The sequence below is a fragment of the Sphingomonas sp. genome, assembly GCF_030145815.1.
In the GTDB taxonomy this organism is placed as follows: domain Bacteria; phylum Pseudomonadota; class Alphaproteobacteria; order Sphingomonadales; family Sphingomonadaceae; genus Sphingomonas.
In genome coordinates, this window is record NZ_JAIXHL010000021.1 from 20282 (window position 1) to 33581 (window position 13300).

At 66.8% G+C, this 13300-nt stretch carries 16 protein-coding genes; 8 read left to right on the top strand and 8 right to left on the bottom strand.

Annotation, left to right across the window (positions count from 1 at the left end; translation table 11 throughout):
* Window positions 1-138 precede the first annotated feature (138 nt).
* Both KYX69_RS17135 and KYX69_RS17140 read left to right on the top strand, forming a co-directional pair.
* Window positions 139-1356, top strand: coding sequence for a TCR/Tet family MFS transporter (locus KYX69_RS17135; protein WP_300499345.1), 1218 nt, complete (start codon window positions 139-141; stop codon window positions 1354-1356).
* A gap of 48 nt (window positions 1357-1404) precedes the next feature.
* On the top strand, window positions 1405-2109 hold the full coding sequence (locus tag KYX69_RS17140; RefSeq protein WP_300499348.1) for a glutathione binding-like protein: 705 nt from the start codon (window positions 1405-1407) through the stop codon (window positions 2107-2109).
* Between the two features lie 211 nt (window positions 2110-2320).
* Here KYX69_RS17140 and KYX69_RS17145 read toward each other — a convergent pair whose 3' ends face one another.
* The 4 genes from KYX69_RS17145 to KYX69_RS17160 are packed head-to-tail and all read right to left on the bottom strand — an operon-like array spanning window position 2321 to window position 4119.
* Complete coding sequence (locus KYX69_RS17145) at window positions 2321-2578, bottom strand: hypothetical protein (RefSeq protein ID WP_300499351.1); 258 nt, start codon at window positions 2576-2578, stop codon at window positions 2321-2323.
* Complete coding sequence (locus KYX69_RS17150) at window positions 2568-2717, bottom strand: DUF2256 domain-containing protein (RefSeq protein WP_300499354.1); 150 nt, start codon at window positions 2715-2717, stop codon at window positions 2568-2570. The genes KYX69_RS17145 and KYX69_RS17150 overlap by 11 nt, the downstream gene beginning before the upstream one ends.
* A 2-nt stretch (window positions 2718-2719) precedes the next feature.
* On the bottom strand, window positions 2720-3493 hold the full coding sequence (locus KYX69_RS17155) for an SDR family NAD(P)-dependent oxidoreductase (RefSeq protein ID WP_300499357.1): 774 nt from the start codon (window positions 3491-3493) through the stop codon (window positions 2720-2722).
* An 11-nt stretch (window positions 3494-3504) separates the two neighbouring features.
* Window positions 3505-4119, bottom strand: coding sequence for a glutathione S-transferase family protein (locus KYX69_RS17160; RefSeq protein WP_300499360.1), 615 nt, complete (start codon window positions 4117-4119; stop codon window positions 3505-3507).
* An 86-nt stretch (window positions 4120-4205) separates the two neighbouring features.
* On the opposite strand from KYX69_RS17160, the gene KYX69_RS17165 reads away from it, so the two are divergent.
* The 6 genes from KYX69_RS17165 to KYX69_RS17190 all read left to right on the top strand — a co-directional run bounded on the left by KYX69_RS17165 (window position 4206) and on the right by KYX69_RS17190 (window position 10249).
* Window positions 4206-5735, top strand: a complete 1530-nt coding sequence (locus KYX69_RS17165; RefSeq protein ID WP_300499363.1) for a class I adenylate-forming enzyme family protein — start codon at window positions 4206-4208, stop codon at window positions 5733-5735.
* Window positions 5732-6502 carry a thioesterase family protein gene (locus KYX69_RS17170; RefSeq protein ID WP_300499366.1) on the top strand — a complete coding sequence of 257 codons (771 nt, stop codon included), beginning with the start codon at window positions 5732-5734 and terminating at the stop codon, window positions 6500-6502. Before KYX69_RS17165 ends, KYX69_RS17170 begins: the two co-directional genes overlap by 4 nt.
* A 107-nt stretch (window positions 6503-6609) precedes the next feature.
* Window positions 6610-7344: an EF-hand domain-containing protein gene (locus KYX69_RS17175; protein WP_300499368.1), complete on the top strand. Its 735-nt coding sequence runs from the start codon at window positions 6610-6612 to the stop codon at window positions 7342-7344.
* A gap of 83 nt (window positions 7345-7427) precedes the next feature.
* Window positions 7428-8150 (top strand): response regulator, encoded by a 723-nt coding sequence (locus tag KYX69_RS17180; protein ID WP_300499371.1) that lies wholly within the window; start codon window positions 7428-7430, stop codon window positions 8148-8150.
* Window positions 8147-9499: a HAMP domain-containing sensor histidine kinase gene (locus KYX69_RS17185; protein WP_300499374.1), complete on the top strand. Its 1353-nt coding sequence runs from the start codon at window positions 8147-8149 to the stop codon at window positions 9497-9499. Before KYX69_RS17180 ends, KYX69_RS17185 begins: the two co-directional genes overlap by 4 nt.
* 204 nt (window positions 9500-9703) lie before the next feature.
* Window positions 9704-10249, top strand: coding sequence for a hypothetical protein (locus KYX69_RS17190; protein WP_300499377.1), 546 nt, complete (start codon window positions 9704-9706; stop codon window positions 10247-10249).
* Window positions 10250-10448: 199 nt separating this feature from the next.
* Here the strand turns inward: KYX69_RS17190 and ndk are convergent, their stop codons facing one another.
* The 4 genes from ndk to KYX69_RS17210 form a co-directional block, all read right to left on the bottom strand.
* Window positions 10449-10871: a nucleoside-diphosphate kinase gene (gene ndk, locus KYX69_RS17195; protein WP_257845413.1), complete on the bottom strand. Its 423-nt coding sequence runs from the start codon at window positions 10869-10871 to the stop codon at window positions 10449-10451.
* 109 nt (window positions 10872-10980) lie between these two features.
* Window positions 10981-11292, bottom strand: coding sequence for a hypothetical protein (locus KYX69_RS17200; protein WP_300499381.1), 312 nt, complete (start codon window positions 11290-11292; stop codon window positions 10981-10983).
* Window positions 11293-11314: 22 nt separating this feature from the next.
* On the bottom strand, window positions 11315-11755 hold the full coding sequence (locus KYX69_RS17205) for a DNA polymerase III subunit chi (RefSeq protein ID WP_300499383.1): 441 nt from the start codon (window positions 11753-11755) through the stop codon (window positions 11315-11317).
* 7 nt (window positions 11756-11762) lie between these two features.
* Window positions 11763-13238 carry a leucyl aminopeptidase gene (locus KYX69_RS17210; protein ID WP_300499385.1) on the bottom strand — a complete coding sequence of 492 codons (1476 nt, stop codon included), beginning with the start codon at window positions 13236-13238 and terminating at the stop codon, window positions 11763-11765.
* Window positions 13239-13300: the final 62 nt, after the last annotated feature.

Sequence of the window (13300 nt, forward strand, 5' to 3'; positions counted from 1 at the left end):
CGCAACATGATGAGGACATTTGCGCAGCGGGAATGGCAGCAAGTGCATCGTGGTGGCCGGGACGACGAAGGGTTGAAGCAACATGCTTCCGTGCTGCCGGGATCGGTTCTACAAATACGTCGAACGGGGGACAGGGGCATGAAGTTCGGACATCGCGCGGTTCCGATCGCGCTGGCGGCGGTGCTGATCGATGCGATCGGGTTCGGTATCGTGATCCCGGTGCTGCCGAAGCTGATCGTCGAATTGAGCGGGGCGAGCCTGACCGATGCGACGCGGATCGGCGGGGCGCTGGCGATCGTGTTCGCGCTGGCGCATTTCTTTGCCGCACCGATCCTGGGCAATCTGGGCGACCGTTTTGGGCGGCGGCCGGTGATCCTGGCGGCGATGCTGATCTTTGCGATCGATTATGCCCTGATGGCGTTTGCGCCGACGATTGCGTGGCTGTTCGCCGGGCGGCTGGTCGCGGGGATCGCCGGTGCGGTTTATGGTCCCGCCAATGCGATCCTGGCCGACGTGACCCCGCCGGAGAAGCGCGGCGCAACCTTTGGCCTGATGGGCGCGGCGTTCGGGATCGGTTTCGTGGTCGGCCCGGCGATCGGGGGGCTGCTTGCCGATTTCGGCCCGCGCACGCCGTTCATGGTCGCGGCCGCGCTGGCGGCGCTCAATGCGACGTGGATATTCTTCATCCTGCCCGAGACACTCGCGCCCGAGAACCGCCGCCAGTTCGACTGGAAGCGCGCCAATCCGCTCGGCACCTTCCGCCCGCTGTTCGCGATGACGGGGGCGCTGCCGCTGCTCGCGGTCGCGTTCATTTGGCAGCTGGCGCATCAGGTGTACCCGGCGACTTGGGCCTTTTATGCCGAGCTGGCGCATGGCTGGGACAGCCGCGCGATCGGCTGGTCGCTGGCGGCGTCGGGCACGGCGATGGCGCTGACACAGATTTTCGTGACCGGGCGCGCGATTGCCAGACTGGGTGAAGCGAAGACGCTGATGATCGGCCTGATCGTCGGCACGCTCGCCTACACCGCCTATGGCTTCGCGACGCAGGGGTGGCAGGTTTACGTGATCCTGATGTTCGGGGCGTTGCAGATGCTGGCCTACCCCGCGCTCAACGCGATGCTGAGCCGAAGGGTCGACGCCGCCAATCAGGGCGCGTTGCAAGGCGGGATGGCGAGCATCGCGAGCATCGCCGCGATATTGGGGCCGCTGAGCCTGACGCAGACTTTGGCCTATGGCGCCGAGCATGGATTTCCGGGCGCGGCGTTCGCGCTGGCGGCGGTGCTGACGACGGTCGCGGCAGGGATCGTGCTGGTCTTCGTCCTGCGGCGACCCCGCGCTGCGGAGCCGGTTGCTTAAGCGACGCGCCACCCCATTTGTGCGGCTTCACGCTGGAGACCCGCGCCCATGATCGACCTGCATTACTGGCCCACGCCGAACGGCCACAAGATCACGCTGTTCCTGGAGGAGGCCGGCCTGCCCTACACCATCGTGCCGGTGAACATCGGGCAGGGCGAGCAGTTCAAGCCCGATTTCCTGAAGATCGCCCCCAACAACCGCATGCCGGCGATCGTCGACCATGATCCGGTGGATGGCGGCGAAGCGATCAGCGTGTTCGAGAGCGGGGCGATCCTGCTGTACCTGGCCAACAAGACCGAGCGTTTCTTTGGCCCCGAGCAGCGCGACAAGATCGTGCAGATGCAGTGGCTGATGTGGCAGATGGGTGGACTTGGCCCGATGGCGGGGCAGAACCACCATTTCAACCGCTATGCGCCCGAGCAGATCCCCTATGCGCAGAAGCGCTATATCGACGAGACCAACCGACTGTACGGCGTGCTCGACCGGCAGCTGGCGGGCAAGCCGTTCGTCGGGGGCGAGGACTATTCGATCGCGGACATGGCGATCTATCCGTGGATCGTGCCATACGAGGCTCAGAGCCAGGATCTGGATGACTTCCCGCATGTGAAGCGCTGGTTCGAAGCGGTCGGCGCGCGGCCGGCGACGGTGCGGGCCTATGCCAAGGGTAAGGAGTTGCAGTCCGGAGCTCCGGTGATGACCGATGAACAGAAGAAGGTGCTGTTCGGGCAGACTGCAGCGGTGACGAAGGGGTGAGGCAACGATCCTCCCCGGAACGGGGAGGTGGCAGCGCGCAGCGCTGACCGAGGGCGCCCTCCTCGAAGCGATGCCGTTGCCTCGGGCCCCCTCCACCACCCGCTGCGCGGGCGGTCCCCCTCCCCGTTCCGGGGAGGATTTAGAAGACCGTCGCCCACCCCTCTCCCGCGAGCGGGAGAGGGCTAAGAAGAAGCGGGACTACGCCAACGGATCACAGGCCGGCCTTTTCGATCGCGATGGCGAGTTCTTTGGCGGCCGACAGGTCGTCGGCGGGACGGAGCCGGTTGAGCGCGGTCTGCACGCGGCTCTGCGCGACCTGCAGCGTCTTGTAGCGCGTCTCACGCGCGAGATTGGTGCGCCAGGACGGGCTTTGCCCGAGCAGTGGCAACCATTTGGCTTCTTCGGTTGCGAGAATCTCGAGCGCGAGGCGCAGGCCGTCGCGTCTGCCACGCTCATAATCATCGGCCATCCGCTGCCCCTTTCGCGCGGCACCGGTCGGAACAGAACTTCACCTGTTCCCAGTCGCGCTCCCATTTCTTGCGCCAGGCAAACGGGCGGGCACAGGCGACGCAGATCTTGGTTGGCAGGTTCAGTTTCTTGTGGGCCACCGTTACCCTTTACCCGGTCTGCGCGACAATCCCACATCAAGATGGGCACCGGCGTCGAGCAGCACAATTTCTCCGGTGATCACGCGGCTGGCGGGGTCGAGCAGGTTGACGATCGGGCCGGCGATATTTTCGGCATGCGCCGCCAGTTGCATCGGGGTCTGGCTGGCGATGAAGGCTTCGAATTTCTCGAACGCTTCGGGGGTCATGCGCTCGCTGAACCAGCCGGTGCCGACATAGCCAGGCGCGACGGCGTTGACGCGGATCGCGGGGGCGAGGACGCGCGCGAGGCTTTTGGTCATCGTCGCCAGCGCGCCCTTTGACGCGGCATAGGCGACCGAGGAGCCGTTGCCGAACACGCCCGCGACCGAGGCGATGTTGACCACCGCGCTTGCGGGGCCTTCGCGCATGGCGGGGGCGCAGGCGCGGATCATCTGGAACGGGGCGATGGTGTTGAGGCGGTAAATGTCGAGAAAATCGTCGGCGGACAGCGCCTCCAGATCCTCGTGATTGGCGAATTTGGTCTTGCCGGCATTGTTGACGAGCAGGTCGATGCGACCGAACGCGTCCATCGCCGCGGAGGCGAGCGCGCGGCACTGGGCGTCGTCGGCGATGTCGGCCTGGACCGCGATCGATCCGTTGCCGAGTTCCGTCGCCAGAGCCTCGGCCGCGTCGCGGCTGTTGGCGTAGTTGATGACGCAGCGCACGCCGCGTGTCGCCAGCCGCCGCACCACCGCTGCGCCGATCCCGGTGCCGCCGCCGGTGATGATCGCGGCCATGCCCTCCATGCTCATGCTGCAGCACTCGGGCGCGCGGTGACGCGGCGGTGCCAGTTGTTGAGGCGGGCATGCTCCTCGGCAATCGTCAGGCCGATAAAGGTGCCGAAATCGATCGTGGTGAGCAGCAGAATGTCAGCCATCGTGTAGCGCTCGCCCGCGACATACGGCGTCTCGCCGAGCGCCGCGTCGAACAGCGCGTGGGCGCGGGCGACGAGCGGGCGGTTGCTCTCGCCGAACTCCTTATACTGGTTCGGGTTCACCCGCGCGGTGAAGGGGTGGGTGTGGATCCAGATCATGCCGGTTGGGACCATCAGCCGCAGCTCGACCCGGCGGCTCCACATTTCGACTTGGGCAATTTCAGTGGGGGTCGTGCCGAACAGCGGCGGTTCGGGGTGCAGCGCGTCGAGATAGCGACAGATCGCGACGCTTTCGGACAGGCAGGTTCCGTCGTCGAGCTTGAGCGCTGGCGTCTGCCCGAGCGGGTTTACTGCCTTGAAGTCTTCGCTCTTGTGCTCGCCCTTCATGATCGACACAGGCTGGGTCGGCAGGGTGATCCCCTTTTCCGCGGCGAAGATGCGGACGCGGCGGGGATTGGGGGCGGGCATCGCCGAATCGTAGAACAGCATCGACCTCTCCTCGTCATTTTTCGAAGATCGCGTATGGCAGCGAATGGCGGTTTCGCATAGCAGTTGATCCGAATCGAGGAGTGGGGATGCAGACAGCGGCGGAAATCCTGGCCGGGCCGTTCGGGACGATCCCGGAGTTGATCGCGGCCCATGCGCGCGAACGCGGCGACAAGCTGGCGGTGGTGCATGGCGAGGATACCCTCACCTATGCGCAGCTCGACGCGCGAATGGACGCGATCGCTGCGGCGTTGCAGCGCGACGGGCTCACGAAGGGTCAGGCGGTGGCGATCGTCGGGGCGATGGGCGTCGATTATGCCGCGATCTTTCTGGGTGCGATCCGCGCGGGCGGGGCGCCGGCGCCGATTGCGCCGTCCTCCACCGGCGAGCAGATAGCGGCGATGGTCGCGGACAGCGGCGCGGGGGCGGTTTTCCTCGATGCCGATGCGGCAGCGACGTTGGGCGACCGCGCGGTGGCGGCGCGGCGGGTGATGCTGACCCCGGACGCAGTGGATGTGTGGCTCGCGGGCGCAGGGACGCCCTCCCCCGTCGACCTGCGGCCCGACGATCCGTTCAACATCATCTACTCCAGCGGCACGACCGGCACGCCCAAGGGGATCGTGCAGCCGCATGCGATGCGCTGGGCGCATGTCGCGCGCGGCGATGCGGCGGGATTTGCCGATGCCGTGACGATGATCGCGACGCCGCTTTATTCGAATACGACGTTGGTCAGCTTCATCCCGACGCTCGCCTGGAGCGGGACGGCGGTGCTGCTGGGCAAGTTCGATGCGCGCGGGTTTCTGGAGGCGGCGGAGCGGCATCGCGGCACGCATGCGATGCTGGTGCCGGTGCAATATCGGCGGATCATGGCGCTGCCCGATTTCGATCGCTTCGACCTGTCGAGCTTTCGCCTGAAGACCTGCACCAGCGCGCCCTTTTCGGCGGCGCTGAAGGCCGATGTCGTGGCGCGCTGGCCGGGGCTGCTGATCGAATATTATGGGATGACCGAGGGGGGCGGCACCTGCATCCTCAACGCGACCGCGTACCCCGACAAGCTGCACACCGTCGGCCAACCCGCGCCGGGGCATGACATCCGCCTGATCGACGACGAAGGCCGCGAGGTGGCGCAAGGCGAGATGGGCGAGGTCGTCGGGCGCAGCGGGGCGATGATGTCGGGCTATCACGGGCGCAGACAGGCGACGTCGGAGGCGGAGTGGTTCGATGCGGACGGCAATCGCTTCATCCGGCATGGCGATGTCGGGCGGTTCGATGACGACGGGTTCCTGATCCTGATGGATCGCAAGAAGGACCTGATCATCTCCGGCGGGTTCAACATCTATCCGAGCGACCTGGAGGCGGTGCTGCGCCAGCATCCCGGCGTGCGCGATTGTGCGGTGGTCGGCGTGCCGTCGGAGCAATGGGGCGAGACGCCGGTCGGCTTTTACGTCCCCGGCGATGCGACCCCGGCGGCGGAGATTCTGGCGGCGGTCAATGCGACGCTGGGCAAGACGCAGCGCTTGGCCGACCTGATCGCGATCGACGAGTTGCCGCGCAGCGCGATCGGCAAGGTGCTGAAGCGCGAATTGCGCGACCTCTATGTGGAGAAGACCCCGGCATGACTTCGCTTATCGACCTGCTGGCATCGGCGCAGCGCACCGCGACGGGCTTCACGACCGAGATTCCGGCGAACTGGTTGCAGGGGCGCACCGCCTATGGCGGGCTGTCGTCGGCGCTGGCACTGGCGGCGGCGAAGCAGGTCGAGCCGGACCTGCCCCCGCTGCGCTCGGCACAGGTCGCGTTTGTCGGGCCGCTCGCAGGGCCGGTGACGGTGACCGCGAGCAAGCTGCGGCGCGGGCGCAATGCGGCGTTTATCCAGGCGGATATCGTGAGCGAGGCAGGACTGGGGCTGCGCACCAATTTCGTGTTCATGAGCCGGCTGGAGTCGGCGATCGACCATGATGCGACGGCGCGGGCAGTGCATGCGCCGCCGCCTGCCGATGCCGAGCTCTATACCGGGCCGAAGGAGTTTTTCACCGGCAATTTCAACTTCTTCGACCTGAAGGCCGAGGCGGGACCGACGGAGTGGCTGCGCTGGGGGCGGCTGATCGACCGGGCGGGGCTGGACCCGGAGGTCGAGTTGATGGCGCTGGGCGACGCGCTGCCGCCGGCGGCGTTCAAGCTGTTTGCCAAGATGACGCCGCTGTCGTCGCTGACCTGGCAGGTCAATGTCCTTCAGCCGGCGCCGGTGACGACTGATGGCTGGTGGCTGCTGGAGGCCGAGACCGACAGCGCGCGCGATGGCTATTCGAGCCAGACGATGCGGATGTGGGCGGCGGACGGCACGCTGGTGGCCGAGGGGATGCAGGGCGTGGCGATTTTCGGGTAATCCGACACAATTTGCGACAATCTCCTGTCGCGCTGACAAACACGTGCGACAGGCGGGGTTCAGAAGGGCATCACTGCGGCGCCCCCTGCCGCGTGACAGGAGCCCGTATGAAGAAACTTCTCACCACGGCAGCGATCGGCGCGATGCTGGCCGCTGGCACCGCAATCGCAATGCAGAGCGAAGCCCCGGCTGCGCCCAAGAAACCGATTTCGAAGGCCGAGATGCTCGCCCGCGCAGATGCGCGGTTCGATCGACTCGACACCAACAAGGATGGCCAGCTGAGCGCGGAAGAGCGCAAGGCGGGTGCCGAGGCTGCACGCGCTGCAATGGCCGAGAAGAAGGGCGGCGAGCTGCAGGACTTCATGCCCGGCGCACGGCGCGGTGGCGGCGGCATGGGTGAGCGGATGCTAGCGCGCGTCGACACCAATGGCGATGGCCTGATCAGCAAGGCGGAGAACCGCGCGATGGTCGAGGCGCGCTTTGCCCGAATGGATGCCGACAAGGACGGCAGCGTCGAGGCGGGCGAAGGCCGCAAGGGCATGGGTGAAGGTAAGCGCGGCGGCAAGTGGAAGCGCGGTGCCGAGCGGCGCGGTCCAGGCGGCCCGGGCGGCCCGGCGATGGCGATGAAGAAGGCCGACACCAATGGTGACGGCGCGATCAGCCGCGCCGAATTTGACGCGCAGTCGGCCGAGCGCTTCGCCAAGCTCGACACCAATAAGGACGGCAAGATCGACGCGGCCGAGATGAAGGCGCAGCACGACAAGGCGCGCGCGAAGATGAAGAAGATGCGCGAGCGCCGCGGAAACACACCGCCGCCCCCGCCCTCCCCCCAGGGCGCGTGACGGCGATGCCGGGCGGGATCAGCGACCTCCTCCGCGCCCGCCCGGCACTTCCCGAGCGGGTGGAATCTGCTAACCCAATCGAGATGACCAACGAGACCCCGCATTTGCTGCTCGTCGATGACGAGCGTTCGATCCGTGAGCCGCTGGCGCAATATCTGACCAAGCAGGGCTTTCGCGTGACCCAGGTCGCCGATGCGGAAGCCGCGCGGACGCGGCTGTCGGCCTATGCGATCGATCTGGTGGTGCTCGACATCATGATGCCGGGCGAGGATGGCCTGAGCCTCTGCCGCCATATCCGCGCGACCAGCGAAGTGCCGGTGATCCTGCTGACCGCGCGGAGCGAGGAGACCGACCGCATCGTTGGCCTTGAAATGGGCGCGGACGATTATGTCGTGAAGCCCTTCAGTCCCCGCGAACTGGCGGCGCGGATCAAGGTGGTGCTGCGCCGGATGCAGGCGGGTGGCACGCGCCTCACCGCGCCGGAGACGGGCAGCTATGCCTTTTCCGGATGGGTGCTCAAGACCGGCGAGCGCGCACTGGTCGACCGCGAGGGCGTGTCGGTGCCGCTGTCGACCGGCGAATATAATCTGCTGCTCGCGCTGGTGATGCGCCCGCGCGCGGTGCTGACGCGCGACCAGCTGCTCGATCTGACCCAGGGACGCGAGGCGGCGGCCTTCGACCGCGCGATCGACAATCAGGTCAGTCGGCTGCGCAAGAAGATCGAGCCGGATGCCAAGAACCCGACGCTGATCAAGACCGTGTGGGGCGGCGGCTACACGCTGGCGAGCGACGTCACCAAGCTGTGAGACGGTTCGTCCCCAGCAGCCTGACGGGGCAGATCGCGTTGCTGGTCGCACTCGCGCTGTTCGTGGCGCAGGCGATCAATTTCGGTCTGATCCTGCGCGAACGGCGTTCGCTCCGCTTTGAACAGGTGACCGCGCCCGCGATCACCCGTGTGGTCGATGCCGCTGAACGCATCCGCGACGGACGCTTCCGCGAACCGCCGGAAGGGCGCAAGGCACGGTTGCGGCTGGAGCCGACCAACCCGATCCCCGCAGGCCTGCGCAACAAGCCCGATGTCGAGGAAGGCATCCGTACCTCGCTCGCCGAAGCGGGGATTCCGGTCGGGCAAATCGTCACCGGGGTGCGTGGGCTGTCGCCGACCGACCCGCGTTTTGCGCGGATGAACGCGCTGCGCGCCGAGCGGATGAAGCGGCTGGGTGGCGAGCTGATGGTCGCGGTCGAGCTGCCCGGCAAGGGCTGGCTGGTGCTGACCTCGGCCTGGCCGCGCAGCGATGTCGACATCATCTGGCGGCTGATCCTGCAGACGCTGATCATTTATGGCATCGTGCTGGTCCCGGTGTTGTGGGTTGGGCATCGCGTCAATCGGCCGCTGCGTTCGCTGGCAGCGGCGGCACGGGAATTCAGCCCCGGCGCGGCTCCCGAGCCGATTGAAGAACGCGGGCCGGGCGATGTGCGCGCCGTGATCGCCGCGCACAATTTGATGCGCAGCCGCGTGACCGCGATGCTGGACGAAAAGGACCAGATGCTCGGCGCGATCGGGCATGACCTGCGCACGCCGCTCGCCGCACTGCGCGTCCGGATCGAATCGGTTGAGGATGACGAGGATCGTGCGCGCATGGCCGACACGATCGACGAGATGAACCGCACGCTCGACGACATCCTGTCGCTGGCACGGCTGGGGCGGCCGAGCGAGCCGCCGACCGAGACCGACCTGTCGGCGCTGATCGATGCGGTGGTCGACGATTTCCGCGATCTGGGCGCGGCGGTCGAGTATGAGAATGGTCATCGCCTGATCCGCCGCATCCGCCCGTCGCTGATGCGCCGCGCGCTGCGCAATCTGATCGAGAATGCGATCAAATATGCCGGCGCTGCCGAGGTGAAGCTGATCCAAGATTCCGGCGGCGTGCGGATCGAGGTGGGCGATCGCGGGCCGGGCATTCCGGCGGAGCAGATCGCGGCGGTGTTCGACCCCTTTACCCGGCTTGACCCGTCGCGCAACCGGACGACGGGGGGCGTTGGCCTTGGTCTGACGCTGGCGCGCGCGATCGTGCGTGAGGCGGGGGGCGATATCACCTTGGCCAACCGCGACGGCGGTGGGCTGTGCGCGACGATCACGCTACCGGGGCGGTAAGATTTGACTATTCCTCCCCGAGCTTGTCTCGGGGAGGGGGACCACCGCCGCAGGCGGTGGTGGAGGGGCCGCGCCAAGGGCGCGGTTACGTTGCCTCAAGCGACACCGCCGCGTCTGCGCGCAGCGGCCCCTCCACCACCCGCTGCGCGGGCGGTCCCCCTCCCCCAGCAAGCTGGGGGAGGAATTTCGGTCGGGGGACGTGCCATGAGCGGCTTTGAATTCATCTTTTCGCTGTTCGGGCTGATGCTCGGCCTTTCGCTGGCCGAAGGGCTGGGCGGGTTGACGCGGGCGATCAAGCGGTGCGGGCTGAGCGGGATCGGCTGGCCGACCGGCCTGCTCGGTCTGTTCGTGTCGTGCGACGTGGTGACGTTCTGGATGTATGGCTGGGCGATGCGCGACCAGTTGCCGCTGAGCTGGCCGGTGATGTTCGGCGGGTTTGTGGTGACGGCTGTCTATTTCGTCGCGGCGTCTTTGGTATTTCCCGACAATATCGATGCGGACAGCGATCTCGACGCGCATTTCGACCGGTATCGCCGCACGGTGATCGGTGCGGTGCTGCTGTGCAATGTCGTGCTCGTCGGGACCGCTTACGCGCTGGTCGAGCTCAATCTCGATCTGCGCAGCTTCATCATCACCTTTTCCTTCTTTCCGGTCAGCCTGATCGCGGTGCTGACGCGCGACCGGCGCGTGGTGATGGCGTGCCTGATCTGGCTGATCGCACTCTATCCGCTGTCGGCGGTGTGGCATTGAGTGATTAGTTCCTCCCCGGAACGGGGAGGGGGACCGCCGCGAAGCGGTGGTGGAGGGGGCCCGAGGCAAAGGAATCGCTTCGAGGAGGGCCCCCTCCGTCAGCGCTGCGCGCTGCCACCTCCCCGTTCCGGGGAGGATTGAACCAAAACGGGCCGGGGTTGCCCCCGGCCCGCTTCGTTTATTCAGGTAATCGGGTCGATCAGCCGACGATTTCTTCCGGCTTGAAGAAATAGGCGATTTCGATCGCCGCGTTCTCGTCGCTGTCCGAACCATGGACGGTGTTGGCTTCGATCGACTCGGCCAGCTCGGCGCGGATCGTGCCCGGCTCCGCGTTCGCCGGGTTGGTCGCGCCCATGATGTCGCGGTTGCGCTGCATGGCGTTCTCGCCCTCGAGCACCTGCACGACGACCGGGCCGGAGATCATGAATTCGACCAGCTCACCGAAGAAGGGGCGCTCCTTGTGCACTGCGTAGAAGCCTTCGGCCTGTTCGCGGGTCATGTGGATGCGCTTGCTGGCGACGACGCGCAGGCCGGCTTCCTCAAGCATCTTGGTGACCGCGCCGGTCAGGTTGCGGCGGGTGGCATCGGGCTTGATGATCGAAAAGGTACGGGTCACGGCCATGGCCATGCGGCTCCTGTCATATGGGGGATGGGATTGCGCGCGCCTCTAGTCGGGCGCGGGCGTGGTGGCAAGGCCGTTCAGCCCGCACCACAGCAGCAACCGTCCTGCGCTAGGATTTGGGCCTGATCGCATCGCGCACGAAAATGAACGCGAGGATCACGATTATGCCGAACGCGATGCCCATGATCGCCAGCGGAAACAGGTAGATCGACAAGCCACTCATGAAGGGCTCTTCGGGGTGGCGGCTGTGCCAAATCGCACCACGGATGTCGAAGACCAACGCAGCCAGCCACAGCAAACCGGGAAGTGCCACAGCGGTCGTCAGCATCGACCGCCATGTCGGCCAGCGCCGAGCCACCTTTTCGATCGCGACGAACAGGATGAGGTTCAGGCTGGCGAGCGCGACAAGAATCCACAGCATTGGAGCGCCCCTCCTCCTCCCGCTAAGCCGCCTGTGCCCAGCGGCCGTTTTCGTCCTGTTTCCAGTAGCGGCGTTCGACGCCGTCGCGGTCGGCCAGGGTCTTCCACGCGATTCGCGCCGCGCCGATGCTGTCTTCGCCGAAGAAGTGGAAGGCGCGGTCGAAGGTCAGGGCCTCGCCGCGCCACTCGCCGTCTATCAGCGCGACGTGGCGCGCGCCGTTGGCGGGGGCGACCGCTTCGCCGATCAGGACGGGCTGAAGACTGTCATCCCCTGCCCCGGCCTGGGCATGGGGCAGGAAGCTGTCGGGGCGGAAGGTCCACAGCAGCTGGTCGATCCGGCGACGCTGTTCGGCGTCGGCGGAGACGATCAGCAGCCTCTGGCCGGTTTCCACCACCTTCGCCGCGATCTGCGGAAGCGCGCGCTCCAGCGGAGTCGCGGTGAGGTGGTAGAAATCGACCTGCATCGCCCGATCAGCGCTCGAAATTGTCGCGGATATAGCGATCAAGCAGGCGGACGCCGTAGCCGGTGGCACCCTTGTCGTAATTCGGGCCGGGCTTGTCGGCCCAGACCATGCCGGCGATGTCCAGATGCGCCCAGCGCACGCCGGGGTCGACGAAGCGCTGGATGAACTGCGCGGCGGTGATCGATCCGCCACCGCGCGGGCCGACATTCTTCATGTCGGCGATCGGGCTGTCGATCAGCTTGTTGTACGCGTCGCCGAGCGGGAAGCGCCACAAATGGTCCCCGGTCGCGCGGCCCGCCGACAGCAATTCCTCAGCCAGACCATCGTCGTTCGAGAACAGACCGCCATGCTCGTTGCCGAGCGCGATGATCATCGCGCCGGTGAGGGTCGCGAGGTCGACGATCGTCTTGGGGTTGTGCGTGCGCTGGACCCAGGTGATGGCGTCGCACAGGACCAGACGCCCCTCGGCATCGGTGTTGATGACTTCGATCGTCTGGCCGGACATCGAGGTGACGACGTCACCCGGACGCTGGGCGTTGCCGTCGGGCATGTTCTCGACCAAGCCGCACACGCCGATGACGTTCGCCTTGGCCTTGCGCAGCGCCAGCGCCTTCATCGCACCGGCCACGGCACCCGCGCCGCCCATGTCCCACTTCATGTCTTCCATGCCGGCGGCCGGCTTGATCGAGATGCCGCCGGTGTCGAAGGTCACGCCCTTGCCGACCAACGCGACATCCACGTCACCCGCACCCTTGCCGTTCCAGCGCATCGCCAGCAGCCGCGCCTCACGCACCGAACCCTGCGCGACGCCGAGCAGCGCGCCCATGCCAAGCTTTTCCATGTCGGCGCGGTCGAGCACGGTAATCTCGACGCCCAGCTCCGCAAGATGGCGGCAGCGTTCGACGAAGCTTTCCGGGTAGATGATGTTCGGCGGCTCCGACACCAGCGTGCGGGTCAGTTCCATCCCCTTGGTCACCGCTTCGAGGCTAGCATAGCTCGAATCGCTGTCGGCGGGGGTGTTGGCCAGGGTGAGCGTGTCGAGCGTGGGCTTCTGTTTGTCGCTGAGCTTGGTGCGATAGACATCGTGACGCCAGCTGCGCTGCACGGCGGCGGCGGCGAAGCGGGCGACGGCGCGGGCGGTGGGGGCACCGCCGAGTGCTGCGAAATCGACCGCGATCGCGGTGACGCCCGAGGTGAGGAAGCGCGCGGTCAGCGCACCACCGGCGCGCTCATAATCCGCCTCGCTGCCCGCGCCGACGCCGAGCAACAGGACGCGGTTCGCCGCTTCGCCGCCGGGGACGAAGATTTCGGCGATGCCGCCCGCCTCACCCTCGAACCGGCCGGCGCGCGCGGCACCGCGCACCAGCGCCAGCGTCGCATCGTCGAGCGTGCCCGCGGGCATGCGATCCAGCCCGTCCTTTTCGACCGGGAGCGCGAGCACCGCCGCATCGGCGGGGCGGGTGGCGGAAAAAATGACCTGCATGAAGCTTCCTGTTCCTGTGGGCGTTAGCGGTTCGGTTCGGCCGCGATTCCGATCTATCTAGG

What these genes read in the sequence shown, in the direction of transcription:
- KYX69_RS17190 (WP_300499377.1), top strand. Translation starts at nt 9,704, where the DNA reads ATGAGCGGCTTTGAATTCATCTTTTCGCTGTTCGGGCTGATGCTCGGC.
- KYX69_RS17180 (WP_300499371.1), top strand. Translation starts at nt 7,428, where the DNA reads ATGACCAACGAGACCCCGCATTTGCTGCTCGTCGATGACGAGCGTTCG.
- KYX69_RS17165 (WP_300499363.1), top strand. Translation starts at nt 4,206, where the DNA reads ATGCAGACAGCGGCGGAAATCCTGGCCGGGCCGTTCGGGACGATCCCG.
- KYX69_RS17200 (WP_300499381.1), bottom strand. Translation starts at nt 11,292, where the DNA reads ATGCTGTGGATTCTTGTCGCGCTCGCCAGCCTGAACCTCATCCTGTTC.
- KYX69_RS17140 (WP_300499348.1), top strand. Translation starts at nt 1,405, where the DNA reads ATGATCGACCTGCATTACTGGCCCACGCCGAACGGCCACAAGATCACG.
- KYX69_RS17155 (WP_300499357.1), bottom strand. Translation starts at nt 3,493, where the DNA reads ATGGCCGCGATCATCACCGGCGGCGGCACCGGGATCGGCGCAGCGGTG.
- KYX69_RS17160 (WP_300499360.1), bottom strand. Translation starts at nt 4,119, where the DNA reads ATGCTGTTCTACGATTCGGCGATGCCCGCCCCCAATCCCCGCCGCGTC.
- KYX69_RS17135 (WP_300499345.1), top strand. Translation starts at nt 139, where the DNA reads ATGAAGTTCGGACATCGCGCGGTTCCGATCGCGCTGGCGGCGGTGCTG.
- KYX69_RS17170 (WP_300499366.1), top strand. Translation starts at nt 5,732, where the DNA reads ATGACTTCGCTTATCGACCTGCTGGCATCGGCGCAGCGCACCGCGACG.
- KYX69_RS17175 (WP_300499368.1), top strand. Translation starts at nt 6,610, where the DNA reads ATGAAGAAACTTCTCACCACGGCAGCGATCGGCGCGATGCTGGCCGCT.
- ndk (WP_257845413.1), bottom strand. Translation starts at nt 10,871, where the DNA reads ATGGCCGTGACCCGTACCTTTTCGATCATCAAGCCCGATGCCACCCGC.
- KYX69_RS17205 (WP_300499383.1), bottom strand. Translation starts at nt 11,755, where the DNA reads ATGCAGGTCGATTTCTACCACCTCACCGCGACTCCGCTGGAGCGCGCG.
- KYX69_RS17145 (WP_300499351.1), bottom strand. Translation starts at nt 2,578, where the DNA reads ATGGCCGATGATTATGAGCGTGGCAGACGCGACGGCCTGCGCCTCGCG.
- KYX69_RS17210 (WP_300499385.1), bottom strand. Translation starts at nt 13,238, where the DNA reads ATGCAGGTCATTTTTTCCGCCACCCGCCCCGCCGATGCGGCGGTGCTC.